Annotated in this window: 13 protein-coding genes; 4 read left to right on the top strand and 9 right to left on the bottom strand. The window is 42.2% G+C overall.

The features are described from left to right. Positions 1-5: 5 nt before the first annotated feature. Together K429_RS0117555 and K429_RS0117550 are read right to left on the bottom strand one after the other, a co-directional pair. Complete coding sequence (locus tag K429_RS0117555) at positions 6-623, bottom strand: CPBP family intramembrane glutamic endopeptidase (protein ID WP_026367752.1); 618 nt, start codon at positions 621-623, stop codon at positions 6-8. Position 624: 1 nt separating this feature from the next. Next, positions 625-1,503, bottom strand: a complete 879-nt coding sequence (locus tag K429_RS0117550) for a prenyltransferase (protein ID WP_026367751.1) — start codon at positions 1,501-1,503, stop codon at positions 625-627. 138 nt (positions 1,504-1,641) lie between these two features. Here K429_RS0117550 and K429_RS0117545 point away from each other — a divergent pair, with 138 nt between their 5' ends. The 4 genes from K429_RS0117545 (at position 1,642) to K429_RS0117530 (ending at position 6,230) form a co-directional block, all read left to right on the top strand. Next, complete coding sequence (locus tag K429_RS0117545; protein ID WP_007212517.1) at positions 1,642-2,427, top strand: Cof-type HAD-IIB family hydrolase; 786 nt, start codon at positions 1,642-1,644, stop codon at positions 2,425-2,427. A gap of 43 nt (positions 2,428-2,470) precedes the next feature. Next, positions 2,471-4,480, top strand: a complete 2,010-nt coding sequence (locus tag K429_RS0117540; RefSeq protein ID WP_026367750.1) for a tetratricopeptide repeat protein — start codon at positions 2,471-2,473, stop codon at positions 4,478-4,480. A gap of 73 nt (positions 4,481-4,553) precedes the next feature. Then, positions 4,554-5,168, top strand: a complete 615-nt coding sequence (locus tag K429_RS0117535) for an L-threonylcarbamoyladenylate synthase (protein WP_007212515.1) — start codon at positions 4,554-4,556, stop codon at positions 5,166-5,168. A 51-nt stretch (positions 5,169-5,219) separates the two neighbouring features. After that, complete coding sequence (locus K429_RS0117530) at positions 5,220-6,230, top strand: AI-2E family transporter (RefSeq protein ID WP_026367749.1); 1,011 nt, start codon at positions 5,220-5,222, stop codon at positions 6,228-6,230. Positions 6,231-6,246: 16 nt separating this feature from the next. Here the strand turns inward: K429_RS0117530 and K429_RS0117525 are convergent, their stop codons facing one another. From K429_RS0117525 to K429_RS0117495, 7 genes are all read right to left on the bottom strand, one after another. Further along, on the bottom strand, positions 6,247-7,584 hold the full coding sequence (locus tag K429_RS0117525; protein ID WP_044096900.1) for a carboxypeptidase-like regulatory domain-containing protein: 1,338 nt from the start codon (positions 7,582-7,584) through the stop codon (positions 6,247-6,249). A 386-nt stretch (positions 7,585-7,970) separates the two neighbouring features. After that, a complete protein-coding gene (locus K429_RS0117520) occupies positions 7,971-9,650 on the bottom strand; it encodes a lipopolysaccharide assembly protein LapB (protein ID WP_026367747.1) in 1,680 nt (559 codons plus the stop codon). 64 nt (positions 9,651-9,714) lie between these two features. Next, positions 9,715-11,346 (bottom strand): sialidase family protein, encoded by a 1,632-nt coding sequence (locus tag K429_RS0117515; RefSeq protein ID WP_026367746.1) that lies wholly within the window; start codon positions 11,344-11,346, stop codon positions 9,715-9,717. A gap of 33 nt (positions 11,347-11,379) precedes the next feature. Beyond that, entirely contained in the window at positions 11,380-12,018 is a 639-nt protein-coding gene (locus K429_RS0117510) for a hypothetical protein (protein ID WP_007215314.1), read from the bottom strand. Positions 12,019-12,176: 158 nt separating this feature from the next. Beyond that, positions 12,177-12,989 carry a glucosamine-6-phosphate deaminase gene (nagB, locus tag K429_RS0117505; RefSeq protein WP_007212512.1) on the bottom strand — a complete coding sequence of 271 codons (813 nt, stop codon included), beginning with the start codon at positions 12,987-12,989 and terminating at the stop codon, positions 12,177-12,179. 52 nt (positions 12,990-13,041) lie between these two features. Next, entirely contained in the window at positions 13,042-14,241 is a 1,200-nt protein-coding gene (locus tag K429_RS0117500; protein WP_007212511.1) for an FprA family A-type flavoprotein, read from the bottom strand. A gap of 60 nt (positions 14,242-14,301) precedes the next feature. Then, on the bottom strand, positions 14,302-15,231 hold the full coding sequence (locus tag K429_RS0117495) for a TIGR01212 family radical SAM protein (RefSeq protein WP_026367745.1): 930 nt from the start codon (positions 15,229-15,231) through the stop codon (positions 14,302-14,304). Positions 15,232-15,448: the final 217 nt, after the last annotated feature.

The following is a 15,448-nucleotide window of genomic DNA, read 5'->3' as shown; positions in this document are numbered from 1 at the left end:
AGTCATTAAATCGGAAACACAACAAATACCGCCACATCCCACACTGCATGCGACACAATCAATGCTCCCAATTTCTGAGGATACAATCTGTAAGCCAATCCCCAGATAGCACCAACCACCAACGCCGCCATCACCAGCATAAAGTTGAACGACCAGATATGTACCAATGCATAAACTAATGTTGTCACAATAAAACCGACATTCGGGCTCCAGCGCTTCGAAAGTGCATTCTGCACATATCCCCGCCAGAAGATTTCTTCGGCAGGACCTATCAATATGAGTAGTAATATGGAGAGCAACCAAGGATTTTCACCGGTTTTCATTCCGTAAATCAGTTCCACCTGCGGACGGGCAAAGTCGAAAAGCCAGGCGGAAGCCTTATCTCCCAGCCAGAATACTCCCCACAAAACAACAGCCAATCCCACCCCTCCGGCAATATTCTTCCAATCGAACTTCACATCTTCTATCCACCACTGTGGACGAAGCGCAAAAGCCATATTCATCAACACAATAGCCGAAAAACTCATGGCCGTCCAGAAGTTGAATATTCCGCTTGTCCAGGGAGAAAACATAAAGAACCACAAGAAAGCAGCTATCAATAAAGGAATAATAATTCGTTTCATACTATATCAGGAATGTAACAGTAAACAATAAACTGAACAAGAGTTGCAGTTTCGCTGTCTTTTCATCCAGATTGGATATAACACCAATTCCTTCTTTCGGCAACCGCAACATAGTCCGTGCATTGGCTATTGCAGGCAGAATTCCTACTATCGTCAGTAAAGACCACCACGGAAAATACCCCAACGCTACACAAGCCGCGATCCACAGAAACGGGAAAAGCACCTCGAACATATATAGGAAAACATCCGTCTTCACCCCAAGCCTCATGGCGAGAGTACTAATCCGGGCCCTTACATCCGTACCTATATCACGCGTATTATTAGCGTGCAGGATGGCTACTGTAATCAATCCCACCGGAACGATTATCAACCATACATCAGGCAGGAATTTCCCCATAGTAATATAGGATATACCCAAAGTAGGAAGTATGGCATAAGCTACAAAAATAACGAAATCTCCGAAAGCCCGGTATTTCAGCCACGGATAGAGCAACGAACACAAAGCTCCACAAACACCTATCCACAACAAAGGAAGCCCCGTACGGACTACCAGCCAAAGACCGACCATCACCGCCGGCACCATCAGGCCTATGGCCAGGTTGCGTATCTCCAATGGCATGAATTGTCCGCTTGTCAGGGTCTTCACACCAAATGTATCCACCCTGTCCACTCCCCGTTCAAAGTCAAAATAATCACTCCACGCATTTCCCGAAGCGTGGAAAATAACAATACCGGCCAACGCTAACAGTCCGTTCGCCCATTCTATTACCCCGTATGCCCAATACAAATATGCCAGCGTGACAATCACCGGCATTGCTGATGCCGGAAACGACCAGGGGCGTACAGCTATCAGCCAATCTTTTAAGGAATGCTTCTTCATTTGCGATTTAACTGCGTTCTAAAACAGCTTTTATTATTTTATTAATGTATAATGACTATTTACGATTTCTTTAGGAGACAAAAGTACAAAATATCCTCACTTTTGAGTACTTTTGCAACCAAGTAAAATAGAAATTATATGATTAAAGCCCTGTTTTTTGACATCGACGGCACTTTAGTGAGTTTTAATACCCATGCTATTCCCCCAACCACCATCGAAGCCATCGCCGCTGCCAAAGCCAAAGGCATTCGGATTTTTATCGCTACGGGACGCCCCGCAGTTATCATCAACAACCTTTCTGCCTTGCAGGACCGTGGATTAATAGACGGTTATATAACCATGAACGGCGGATATTGTTTCGTAGGTGAAGAAGTGATTTACAAGAGCGCGATTCCTGCTGCTGACGTACAGACATTGGCACGCATCTCCTCCGAACAGAATTTCCCCTGTATCTTTGTAGGCGAACATGATATCTGCGTCTGCCAGCCGGACGATATGGTGAAAAAGATATTCAACGATTATCTGAAAGTAGATGTGCTTCCCGTAAAGACACCTGAAGAAGCGATTCGCCGGGAAATCTTCCAGATGACACCGTTCATTACACTGGAGCAAGAAAAAGAGATTCTTCCCCAATTGCCGGACTGCGAATCCGGGCGTTGGTTTCCTGCCTTTGCCGATATCACCGCCAAAGGAAATACCAAACAAAAGGGTATCGACGAAATCATCAATCACTTCGGTATTCGCCTGGAAGAAACAATGGCATTTGGCGACGGAGGAAACGATGTAAGTATGCTGCGCCATGCCGCCATCGGAGTAGCAATGGGAAATGCTGTGGACGAAGTGAAGGAACATGCCAATTACATTACAACTTCGGTTGATGAAGATGGAGTAGCCAATGCACTTAAACATTTCTCCATTATATAATCCTCCTTTTAATTACTAATTACCAATTATTAATTACTAAATCTTGTCCCAAACCGTAGATACCAGCAACAAAGAGTTCCAGGATGCTCTGAGTCTCATACAATATACCCGCCAGTCCGTGTTTCTGACCGGAAAGGCGGGTACGGGTAAATCTACCTTTCTGAGATATATTTGCGAGAATATAAAAAAGAAACATGTGGTATTGGCACCTACCGGTATCGCCGCCATCAATGCCGGTGGCAGCACCCTGCATAGTTTCTTCAAACTACCGTTTCATCCTTTGCTTCCCGATGATCCGAATCTGAGTTTGCAACGCGGACGCATTCACGAATTCTTCAGATACACCAAACCCCAACGAAAACTATTGGAAGAACTGGAACTCATTATTATCGATGAGATTTCCATGGTACGGGCAGATATCATTGACGCCGTAGACCGTATCCTGCGTGTCTACTCACGCAACCTGCGCGAACCTTTCGGTGGGAAACAACTCTTGTTAGTAGGCGATGTTTTCCAGCTCGAACCTGTAGTGAAAGGCGATGAGCGGGAAATCCTGAACCGCTTCTATCCTACTCCTTACTTTTTCTCTGCAAGGGTTTTCAACCAGATAGACCTTGTTTCCATTGAACTTGAAAAGGTCTATCGCCAAACAGACAAAGTCTTTGTCAGCGTTCTGGACCATATTCGCAGCAATACTGCCGGTGCTGCTGACCTGCAACTACTCAACACCCGCTACGGAACCGACATCGAAGAGAATGAGGAAGATATGTATATCACCCTCGCTACGCGCCGCGATAACGTAGATTATATCAATGACCGGAAACTGGCAGAACTGCCCGGAGACGCTGTTACCTTCCGGGGAGAAGTCACCGGCGACTTTCCCGAAAGCAGTCTGCCCACTTCGCGTGAGCTTGTGCTGAAACCGGGTGCACAGGTCATATTTATCAAGAATGATTTCGACCGCCGCTGGGTAAACGGCACTATCGGTGTAGTCAGTGGGTTCGATGAGATAGAAGAAACGCTCTATGTCATCACTGATGATGGGAAAGAATGTGACGTCAAGCCGGAGCACTGGAAAAACATTCGCTATAAATACAACGAAAAGAAAAAAGAAATTGAAGAAGAAGTGTTGGGCACCTTCTCCCAGTTTCCCGTACGATTGGCATGGGCTATCACCGTCCATAAAAGTCAGGGGCTGACCTTTAGTCGTGTAGTCATCGATTTCACCGGTGGTGTATTTGCCGGTGGACAAGCATACGTCGCCCTCAGCCGCTGCACCTCACTGGAAGGTATTCAACTAAAGAAACCTGTGAATCGGGCTGATATCTTCGTACGCCCGGAAATAGTGAATTTTGCCGAACGCTTCAATAACCGGCAAGCCATAGACCGCGCCCTGAAACAGGCGCAAGCCGACGTAGAATATGCTGCTGCAACCAAAGCATTCGATAAAGGAGATTTCGAAGTCTTCCTCAACCATTTCTTTAAAGCTATACACTCCCGATACGACATAGAAAAGCCTGTTATTCAACGCCTCATCCGTCGCAAGTTAGGGGTTATCAACAAGCTACGAGACAACAACGATCAACTAAAATCCCAAATGGCAGAGCTACAGAAACGGTTGCAAGCCTACGCACGTGAGTATTATCTGATGGGCAATGAGTCCATTACTCTTGCCCATGACTCTCGTGCCGCCATCGCCAACTACGACAAAGCGCTGGAACTTTATCCGGAATATACGGATGCATGGATACGTAAAGGCATCACCCTCTTCAATGACGGCAGATATCTTGAAGCGGAAGAATGCCTGACACGTGCCGTCAAACTACGTCCGGCTGAATTTAAAGCTGTTTACAATCGGGGAAAATTACGTCTGAAACAGCAAGAAACCGAAGGCGCCATAGCCGATCTGGACAAAGCTACCACCCTGAAACCAGAACATGCCGGAGCGCATGAGCTCTTCGGGGACGCCTTGATGCAGGCAGGAAAAGAAGTAGAGGCAGCATTGCAATGGCGACTGGCAGAAGAACTTCGAAAAAAATCATCCAAGAAATAAGCCACACTTATTTGAGAATAAGAAACTTATTCCCTACTTTTGTGTTATTATATATAGACTAATTATCAGCCCTATGCTTCTGAAACTTTACGAAAAGAACAATAATCCACAAGACCTGCAACAGGTAGTGGATATTTTGAATGACGGTGGCCTCATCATCTATCCCACCGATACCATGTATGCCATTGGTTGCCATGGGCTGAAAGAACGTGCCATCGAACGTATCTGCCGTATCAAAGAGATAGATCCGCGCAAGAATAACCTTTCCATTATTTGCTATGATTTAAGTAGCATCAGCGAATATGCAAAGGTAGATAACAATACGTTCAAACTGATGAAACGCAACCTGCCCGGTGCTTTCACTTTCATCCTGAACGGCACTACCCGCCTGCCAAAGATTTTCCGTAATCGAAAAGAAGTAGGTATCCGTATGCCCGACAATGCTATCATCCAGGAAATAGCCCGTATTCTGGACGCTCCCATCATGACTACCACTCTCCCGCACGAAGCGCACGAAGATATAGAATACTGCACCGATCCGGAATTGATCGATGAAAAATTCGGTGATCTTGTCGATCTGGTCATTGACGGTGGTATCGGCGGTACAGAATTTTCTACCATTGTAGACTGCACAAGCGGAGAAATTGAAGTTATTCGCCAGGGAAAGGGCTGGTTGAATGAAGGATAACCAACCAAATGCTCACTTTGTTTGTTTCTTAAGAAAACAGCAAAAAAGAATATGAGTACAAAAGAACAATACTGGAAATATTCACTAATCACTATAATCATCGGGCTGGGTATAATCCTGTTCCTACAGATTACTCCCTTTCTGGGCGGTTTATTGGGTGCACTGACCATCTATATCCTGGTCAGAAGGCAGATGATACATCTGACCGACAAACGGAAAATGAAACGAAGTGTGGCTGCAACTCTTATTACTACCGAAGCTATCCTCTTCTTTCTGGTTCCTTTAGCGCTGGCAGTCTGGCTATTGGTCAGTAAATTGCAGGATATCAACCTCGACCCGCAAAGTATTATTGCCCCGATTGAAAGTGCAGCAAATATCATCAAGGAAAAAACCGGTTACGATGTACTGGGCAAGGATACCACTTCCTTTATTATCTCCGCACTTCCTGCCATAGGGCAATTCGTCATGGGCAGCATCAGTAGCTTTGCAGTCAACCTTTTCGTTTTGGTATTCGTACTTTACTTTATGCTGATAGGCGGACAGCGGATGGAGAAATACATCAGCGAAATACTTCCTTTCAGCGAAGCCAATACAGAGCATGTAGTGCACGACATCAAGATGATTGTACACTCCAATGCCGTCGGTATTCCTTTGCTGGCAATCATACAAGGTGGAGTAGCCATGATCGGTTACTGGTTCTTTGATGTACCGGACATTCTGCTTACAGGATTCCTTACCTGCCTTGCGACGGTCATCCCCATGGTAGGTACAGCATTGGTATGGTTCCCGATTGCCGTTTATATGGCATTATCCGGCGACCTTTTCAATGGTATCGGACTGGCTATATTCGGAACACTGATCATCTCTCAGCTCGATAATCTGATCCGCTTTATCCTGCAAAAGAAAATGGCCGATATACATCCTCTGATCACTATATTCGGAGTCGTTATCGGCCTGTCACTATTCGGATTCATGGGAGTGATCTTCGGACCACTATTACTGTCACTATTCTTCCTGTTTGTAGATATGTTCAAGAGGGAATATTTGGATGGAAAGAAATAATCAATCATCTCAGATATTAATCTTTATTGATTTGCTTCACATCAATAGAGTATACTCCGCTATTAGGAGACACCCAGATACCGTCACGAGCACATCCTCCCACAACATATAGTTTATCTTCAAAGTAGAACAGGGAAGAGTCTTCCAGTCCAATATTAAAAGTAGGACCTTCCGATTCAGAATTGGAAGCAGAATCGTCCACAGCCATATTAAGGTTATAGACTTGTAAGGAGTTATTAGATACATTATAAACCTGCAAGGATCTATTCTCATAAATATAAATCAAGTGTCCGTCAGTCGCCAATCCCGGATAGGCAACTCCTTCCTTCAAGTCACACAACTGTTTCCATTCTCCGGTCAATAAGTCATAGCTTTCTATTTTCCACATAGGACTTCTACGGCGTCCACCAAAAAAGTAAACAGTATGTCCCACTAAAATACCATTCATTTCCCGGCGGCTCCCTTCGGGAATAGTCCCCATATCATACCAGACTCCGGTTTTCAAATCAAGAGCATGAATCTTATCTGAAAAAACCAACTTCTTTACCGAACCACCGATTACGTACAGACAATCATCATAAATGAATGAAGTGAAATTTATTGCCTGATGAGGATTAACCGGGTCAATATATAAGGTATCTTTAGCCAAATCATAAACCTCCATAGTAGCATCCGTATATTCAAGTTTACGGTTAGTAGAATACCTTTTACCACCTATCACAAATATTTTATCTTGATATAAATGAGTCATATGATAAGCGCGAGGTGCAAATTTTCGCTCACCCATTGTCCACGAGTCATGGGCTATATCATATACATACATATTTGAAGAATGATATTCCCAGGCCTCTACCCCCGCTTTAGTTCCTTTCATGACTGCAGATGCACTTTTTACCCGTGTCTCATCTCCCGCTATCACATAAATCTTTCCTTCCGACAGAAAAGATCCGAAAGAATAAAGCGGTTTAGGTAATGGAGCCACTGGAATATAATCTAAAAAATAAGGGCCTCTCTCCCCCATGACTGTCACTTCATTCAATTTTTGAGATAGTTCATGCATAGATACACGGTAGTCATTTTGCTTCAGTTCTTCAAAGGTACATGTATACTGTTGATATCCTACATAAGAAAAAATAATAATATTATCCGCACCCAGCCTGTTCAGACGAAGTGTTTCAAAATGTCCATCTTTATCAGTAATGCCAATACCTACAGAATCTCTTTGGAGATAAATATTAACTCCCACCAACGGTTGATTTGTTTTCCCGTCATAAACACTACCCTTTTCCTGGGCAAGCATTCCGGTACATACCCCTAAGAATAACATACATATTAGCATTTTTAGTGTCTCCATATCTTGATATATTAAGAATATGACAAATATACTAAAATTAAAGAACAAAGGCGGAAAGCTCCTCATCATCTGAGTTACTTCCGCCTTAGAGTCTGGAGAGCTAATACTCCAGTACCCCTAACCAGTAATCATTTATAATGGTAATATAGTAACAGTGTCTGTGATAATAGTCTTATAAATTCATGATCCTATAATATTATATCTTCTTTAATCTTCAATCACAAATGGATTTTATTAGTTTATCATTCTATTGTTCGTCAAAGGTAGAACTCTCAAACGACATAACCTAACAATGAGTGTGGACAAAAAAAACCGAGATATAACTTTATTAATCAAGGTTATACACTAACACAGGCCCATAAAATGTGGACAAAAATGAGCTGTAATTAAAAGAACAAAATGAACTCTTCCAAGGATTTTTCCTTATCTATACAGAGATGTTCTTTCAATCTTAGCTTCATTCGATAAACAGAATTCCGCTCACAGTCGAAAATAAACATCAGTTGCTTGGTAGTAAATCCGACCTTCAGTAATGACGACAAAATCAAGTCTGTTTTTGTCATTGTATAATTCGCATTCAAGCGGGAAATGAAATTTGCAGAAATCAAATCCATGAAATCAAAAAGGCTTTGTTTTTCTTCCAAAGTCATTCGTTGAACAATCAGGTCGCCTTTGTTCAGCTGTTCCAATATACAAGAAGCTTTTATACACGTATTCTCACGTAATTCCTTATTTTCAGCAGCCAACAATAATATCTTTGCGTTCAGATCAGCAATCTTTTTCTTTTTTGCCAATTGCTCCTGCTCACTCTTGCGATTATACTCATCTATACGAAATGCATATTTCTTTATTTCTTCCTGATTTTTTCTTATTATATCCATATTTCGCTGGAAGCTCCTCCTATATTTAGTCCGGATAGCCACGACAGAAATCACCATCAGAACGGCAACCAACAGGATTAAGTAGAATTGGCTTCTTTTTTCCAACTTAATCTGTTCATTCTCCATCCTTAACTTCTCATTTTCATATTTCTTTTGTAAAGTCAGTAACTGTTGCTGCAAGTTTTCATTATGCACTATATTCAATAAGGAGTCAGACAGCTCTTTATAAAAGATAGCCCTCTCATAGTTCCCTCTTACTTTTTCCAGTTCAAATAAGTAGTTATATGCTCCTGCCTGCGTGTAACTCTTACCACCTTTTATTGCGTTTTTGAAATCTTGTTCAGCTTCATCCAAACGCCCCATTATCAGGTATACCTTAACTAAAGATATATAATAATTATACTGGCTAAGGGTATTAGGATCGTTTAGAAGCGCTTTTTTTAAAAAGTCAATGGCTGTCTCATAATCCTTGCTTTTTTCAGCAATCATTCCAAGTATCTGAAAAAGAGAAGATCGTACTCTGTGTTTGATATCCGGCAATAGTTTCAACCCTTCATTGGCATACCAACGGGCAGAGTCATTACTTTCTGTCATCATATATCCCCGCGCCAAATTACGGTAAGCATATACAATCCCCAGAGTATCCTCTGCCAGTTTATAGCAATCAACTGTCTTTTTGAAATTCAGAATAGAAGCATCATACATTCTCTGACCATAATTCAGCATTCCGATATCTTCCGCCAGTAATCCTTGCAGCTTATACTCCGAAGATTCTGCCAATAACGCCTGAGCACTTAAATAAGCCGCCATAGCTTCTGTATATTTATCCCGGTTCGAAAGCACTCTTCCATAATAAAAAAAGGCTTTTCCTGCCTTCACCTTGTCATCTCCATCCTGATAATAATCTACCGCAATCCTGATCAGCGAATCAGACTGCAAGCTATCCATATAATTCTTATCCTGTGCCTGCGTCAACAGCAAGGCATAGTCAGCCTGTTGGGATCCATGCAATCTATCGGGATGAGGTATTTGTTTCAAAAGGCGTAAAGCACTATCCGGATGTATCTCCATACATTCTTCAGCGTGTACAAGGAGAACATCCACTTTATCGGCAGACGGGGAACAAGCAAAGAACAATCCCAACATCCATGCCAGTACAGATATCAGGTATAGTTGTTTTCTCATGCTTTTTTTAAGTTTTAGGTTCAATATGCTGTCCCAAAGATAATGTTTTTAGCTTTTTTACAGATCAGTAGCGGATAATATCTTTCAACTTTATTGCCTGGAACGTAATATGAGCTACACTACTCTCATAAAGAATACCAATAGTCTCTTTATCAATCATGCTGAGACAAGTATATCCCCAGTTACTGCCCTCATCCAACAAAAGTTGATGTTCCGGAAGCCAGGTTATACCTCCGTCCAGACTCATTTTAATAGTAATATCATGCCGCCCCTTCGTCGTATTGGGATTGGAGAACAGGAGTAAGTCCCGATTCAATACATTATCTTTTGCTTTTACACTTATCAGACTCGCCATACAAACCGGTTCTTGTAATGCTTTACGTGAAGATTCATGTTCAGTCCATGACTTACCTAAATCTTTCGTAATTGCTACGGCACGGCTACCGCCCCGGTTATCACGCATATTCAACATCAGCACCCCCGGTTCTACCTCGACAACCTGCGCCTCCGTTGTATTCGTACGGGCATAATTATGCATTTTCCAGGTTTTACCTCTATCCTTACTATACATAACACCTGCATTCGGCACACGTGTGGAGTCTATGAACTGCGTGGGAAAAACTAAAGTACCATCTTCCATCGTTATTCCCCGTCCGGGGCCTTGCAACAGAAAATACCAGGAAGGATCTTTCACTTGCTCTGTTATATTTATAGGCGCTGACCAGGTTTTACCATCATCTGTGCTCTTCGACAGAACAAGCTGCGCAGTATGATTTATATCCATCCCCGGATGCGAACTCCACCAAGCACGTTGATTCCCCATGCCATGTGTCCATGCGGCAACTATCCATACATGGTTGGTCTTTGTATCCACCAATATAGAAGGATCACCTACCCCATTCTGAGCAGAAGGCAGCCCACCCGTTTCACCAAAAGCCAAAGGCAAACGCATTTCTTCCCATGTCTTTCCACCGTCTGTACTGCGACTCAATCCTATATCAACACGTTCCTGTAAATCGACACTGCTGTTATAACGCACATCATATACAGCCAATAAAGTCCCGTTATTGGTAGTCACTAACCCCGGGATGCGATATGCAGCCGAATTATCATCACCGGCATGGCGTACACCCACCCCCATACGGTGCTCAATACCTTGTTGCGAAACAATATTCAAAGGTGCCTTCATTCCATCCAACGTAACAGAAGTAACAGACGATGTTATTTTAGTATCCAACAGAGCTTCCGGTTTCATCTGTAAACTAATCCAGAAGAAGTTAATTCCTGGAAACAGTTTTTGATCTGCCTTCAAAACAACACGACCTTTTAATCCGGTTATTTCTGCCTTTTTAATGGAATAGGATGGATTTGCCGCCAAAGTCTTTCCGGGAGTATGGCTTGAAATATATTCTACGGGAGCAAAACGCTCCTTATTTTTATCTTGCAACGCTTCCGTACCACCATAGTACAGTTTTATCGACTGAATTTCAGAGAGATCAACCTCTTTCCCAAAATCAAGTGTGACTTCATTCAATACTTTATTCTCTTTTGCATCCAGACGCAAATAGTACAGTACATTATCCATTCTTTCTATCAGAACAGGAACCTGAGTCTCCCGTACAAAAATGGTATCCGCAGCCCGAAGCATCGAAATTGTATACAACAAACAGAAAAGTAATATTATCAGCTTCTTCATAGTATAGATAAAGTTAATTGTAAAGGATAACATTCAATAATAAAAATCCCATATTTGCCGCCGCAAAGCGTTCTTTCCATCTGCTTCTTCTCCCAACATTCCTTTTTCCTGAAGATAATAAAGCCTTTCTAGCAGGATTACGACTTGTTTTTCACAGATATGTACATCGCAAACTTCTTTAACCCAATCTACAGTTTCCTCAAGAACAGCAACAGAAGAGAGACTGAGTACTTTTTGTTTTTCCGGTTTCCGAAGCATATCAGCCATAAATGACAGAATTTTGGAAACCATTTTTTTACTACGACCATGCAGACGGGATTTGGGGTTCTTTAAACGCAACAGAAAGTATTCTCCAATCCATAAGGAAGCAATAAATGTTTCCGGAGAAGGCTGCTTCAAACCTTTCCAAAATTTAATCAGAAAGGCATCTACCTCTTCCAGTATTACATCCGTATCATCGTTTATATAAAATCTGTGGGCAAGACATTCTATTACACATCCCAATTTAGCCACACAAACTCCATTTCTGGTATCACTGACTACTTTTTCCGCCTCCCTTAAAAAAACAAAAGCATTATCCTCTTCTATACGATCGTCATACAACCGAAACTGACGGAACAATGAAAGAGAGCGGCATAGCAAATCGTCGTAAGAGCAATCTATATCATTCATAAACAAACGATTTTATTCATTCAAGGTCATAAAGGTAAGAACGATAAAGATAATATCAAACAAGAGAGGGTGGACAAAATAAAAGAAAATCGCGCAATCCGCTTCGCACCTATTAGCGGAAACGAACTGCGCAAATTACCTTTATATCAGTTGTATGTTTACTTCAGCAAAGAGGCCGGATCCAAGTGGTCAGCTTCTATATCTTTAAAATAGCGGTATGTGCCTACTTTCAGTTCAAAAGTGGCTGCATCATCAGCTACTATGATACCCTTCTCATGCATCTGCAAAGCACTGATGGTCCACATCTGATTGATAGAACCTTCTACTGCATGATAGAGCGCGCGAGCTTTATTATGTCCGTTCACAATAATCATCACTTCTTTGGCGGAAAGCACTGTACCTACACCAACAGTCAATGCCGTTTTGGGCACTTTGTTTACATCATTGTCGAAGAAACGGGAATTGGCGATGATTGTATCAGTCGTCAAAGTCTTCTGACGTGTGCGGGAAGACAGAGAAGAACCCGGTTCATTGAAGGCAATGTGTCCGTCAGGACCAATACCACCCATAAACAGGTCGATACCACCGTAAGACTTGATTTTTTCTTCGTAACGGGCACATTCAGCATCCAGGTCAGCAGCATTCCCGTTCAGGATATTGGTATTCTCCGGTTTGATGTCGATATGGCTGAAGAAGTTATTCCACATGAAAGAGTAGTAGCTTTCCGGATGTTCTTTGGGCAGACCCACATACTCATCCATATTAAAAGTAACCACGTTCTGGAAGGAAATAATTCCTTTCTTATTCAGGTCTATTAACTCCTTGTACATGCCGAGCGGTGACGAACCGGTAGGGCAACCCAGTACAAACGGTTTTTCAGGCGTCGGATTAGCGGCCTTAATTTTAGCGGCTACGTAATGAGCAGCCCACTTAGATACGGATTGATAATCCGGTTGAATGATTAATCTCATTGTGATTGTTTTTTATCAGGTTAATAAATTAGGGGTATCTTATCAAAAATTACTATTCCCTGTCCTTCTTCAGGCGTTCAGCCATAGAACGTGCCAGGTGTTCGCATTGTTCGTAAGTGATGTCCTTCATCGCTTGCTTCATCTCTACAGGGTCGGCTATAATTTCAAATTTGCTCTTCTCGGCAAACTCAGCCATACGCTTTACCGCAGCGCCTGCCCAAGTGAACGATCCGAAGTAACCCAGATAGCGGCCTTTAACTTCGCGTATCAGTATTTTGGAAAGCAGGGACTCGATATCCGGATAAATCTGATTGCTATAAGTGGGACTACCAATAATCAGACCACGGTATTTGAAGATATCTGCAATGATATAGGAAGGATTGCTTTTGCTGACGTTGTGCATCACGATATTCTTGATGCCCTGTGCAGATAGTTCCGCTGCGATGGCTTCCGCCATTTGCTCTGTATGGCCATACATGGAACCGTAAGCTATCACCACTCCTTCATCGGCAGCATAGCGACTTAGTTTATCGTAAATGCCTATTACTTTACTTATATACTCTGTCCAAACAGGTCCATGGGTAGAGCAGATGGTCGTAATGTGCAATCCTCCCAATTTCTGCAAAGCCTTCTGTACCGGAGAACCGTATTTACCAACGATATTGGAGTAATAGCGCACCATTTCATCCCAATAACGATCCGTATTGATACGGGTATCAAGGAAACCACCATCCAACGTACCGAAACATCCGAAACCATCGCCGGAGAATAGTACGCCTTCTGTTTCGTCAAAAGTCATCATAGTTTCAGGCCAGTGAACCATCGGTGTCAGGTAGAAACGCAGTTTGTGATGTCCCAATGCCAGGAAATCGTCATCTTTCACAACATATTGTTCGCCTGTCACACCATAGTAACCTTCGATCATACCGAAGGTTTGCTTATTACCAACAATGACAATATCGGGATAATGTTGTTTAATGAGGCGGATCGAACCGGAATGGTCGGGCTCCATGTGGTTAATGATGAGATACTGGATAGGACGTTCGCCAATAATACTTTTTATTTTACGAAGATATACTTCGAAATAACAAGCATCTACCGTATCAATCAAAGCCACTGTTTCGTCGTCTATCAGGTAAGAGTTATAAGACACTCCATAAGGTAATGGCCACAAGCCTTCAAACAGGTGCTTGTTACGATCATTGACTCCTACATAGTGTATTTTTCCTTTTATCATAGTCTTCTGGTTCATAAAACTTCTTTATTTAGATTGATTCTACATTCAAACAGCCGCAAAAATAAGTTTTTTTTCTCACATATCATATTTCTTTCCCTGATAAGCTCCGAGCTGACGCATTTTTTTTTGTATTCGATGATTAAATTCATAATTTTTCAGTCCCCAGTCGGGTGCTATTAACAATTCTTTAGGAGACTGTGAGACAAAGCGTTCTAAAACTAAATCAGGGCGCAGATGCTCTATGTAGTCTATTACCAAATCAATATATTCTTCTACCCCGAAAAGGTGGAAGTCTTCGGGATGTTGTTCATATTCATGTGCCATACGGGTACCGCGTATCAACTGCAATTGATGCATTTTGAGAGTTGTAATCGGAAGACGCGACAGCGTAGCGGCCTGTGCAACCAAATCCTCATGCGTTTCACCGGGAAGTCCCAATATAATATGCCCACCGGTAAGAATACCGCAGGCAACAGTCCTTTCCACAGCATCTACCGTATCCTGAAAAGTGTGTCCGCGATTGATTCGGCGGAGTGTGGCATCGTGGGTACTTTCAATACCATATTCGACCAACAGGAAAGTGTTTTTATTCACTTCTTCCAGATAATGCAGCAAAGTATCCGGCATGCAATCCGGACGCGTACCGATGACCAGACCGACCACATCGGGAACAGACAGTGCTTCCTCATATTTCCGCTTCAATGCTTCCAATTCACCGTAAGTATTGGTGTATGCCTGAAAATAGGCAAGGTATTTCATTTCAGGATACTTATGGGCGAAAAAGACTTTACCCTCTTCCAACTGCTGGGTTACGGATTTTTCCGTACGACAGTATTCGGGATTGAAAGTCTGATTATTGCAATAGGTACAACCACCATACCCTTTCACGCCATCCCGATTCGGGCAGGTGAAACCGGCATTCAGTGATATTTTCTGTACCTTATACGGAAAATAACGTTTCAGGAAAAGCGGAAACTCATTGTATAATATAGGTGCTACATCCATAAAGCTGTTATTTGTTACAAAAATAAGGCTTTTCTTTGAGATAGAGCTTCGGTAAAGATACAATATATATAATTTTTATATGAATGAAAAGTGAAGCAAAAAAAAGAATCAGAGTCTTTTTCGTTATAAAAGTAGTATTATTCATTTTCACAAATTTAATAACAGTCTATCTATAAATACTTTAAGCACAACAAACGTCTATATACGCCAAACATGA

This window comes from Bacteroides sp. 14(A) (assembly GCF_000526555.1).
In the GTDB taxonomy this organism is placed as follows: Bacteria; Bacteroidota; Bacteroidia; order Bacteroidales; family Bacteroidaceae; genus Bacteroides; species Bacteroides cellulosilyticus.
The sequence above is the reverse complement of the archived record's forward strand: the minus strand, read 5'-3'. Positions and strand labels throughout refer to the sequence as shown.

Excerpts from the sequence above, each read along its gene's own strand:
- K429_RS0117555 (WP_026367752.1), bottom strand. The coding sequence starts at position 623 with ATGAAACGAATTATTATTCCTTTATTGATAGCTGCTTTCTTGTGGTTC.
- K429_RS0117550 (WP_026367751.1), bottom strand. The coding sequence starts at position 1,503 with ATGAAGAAGCATTCCTTAAAAGATTGGCTGATAGCTGTACGCCCCTGG.
- K429_RS0117545 (WP_007212517.1), top strand. The coding sequence starts at position 1,642 with ATGATTAAAGCCCTGTTTTTTGACATCGACGGCACTTTAGTGAGTTTT.
- K429_RS0117535 (WP_007212515.1), top strand. The coding sequence starts at position 4,554 with ATGCTTCTGAAACTTTACGAAAAGAACAATAATCCACAAGACCTGCAA.
- K429_RS0117530 (WP_026367749.1), top strand. The coding sequence starts at position 5,220 with ATGAGTACAAAAGAACAATACTGGAAATATTCACTAATCACTATAATC.
- K429_RS0117525 (WP_044096900.1), bottom strand. The coding sequence starts at position 7,584 with ATGGAGACACTAAAAATGCTAATATGTATGTTATTCTTAGGGGTATGT.
- K429_RS0117520 (WP_026367747.1), bottom strand. The coding sequence starts at position 9,650 with ATGAGAAAACAACTATACCTGATATCTGTACTGGCATGGATGTTGGGA.
- K429_RS0117515 (WP_026367746.1), bottom strand. The coding sequence starts at position 11,346 with ATGAAGAAGCTGATAATATTACTTTTCTGTTTGTTGTATACAATTTCG.
- K429_RS0117510 (WP_007215314.1), bottom strand. The coding sequence starts at position 12,018 with ATGAATGATATAGATTGCTCTTACGACGATTTGCTATGCCGCTCTCTT.
- nagB (WP_007212512.1), bottom strand. The coding sequence starts at position 12,989 with ATGAGATTAATCATTCAACCGGATTATCAATCCGTATCTAAGTGGGCT.
- K429_RS0117500 (WP_007212511.1), bottom strand. The coding sequence starts at position 14,241 with ATGAACCAGAAGACTATGATAAAAGGAAAAATACACTATGTAGGAGTC.
- K429_RS0117495 (WP_026367745.1), bottom strand. The coding sequence starts at position 15,231 with ATGGATGTAGCACCTATATTATACAATGAGTTTCCGCTTTTCCTGAAA.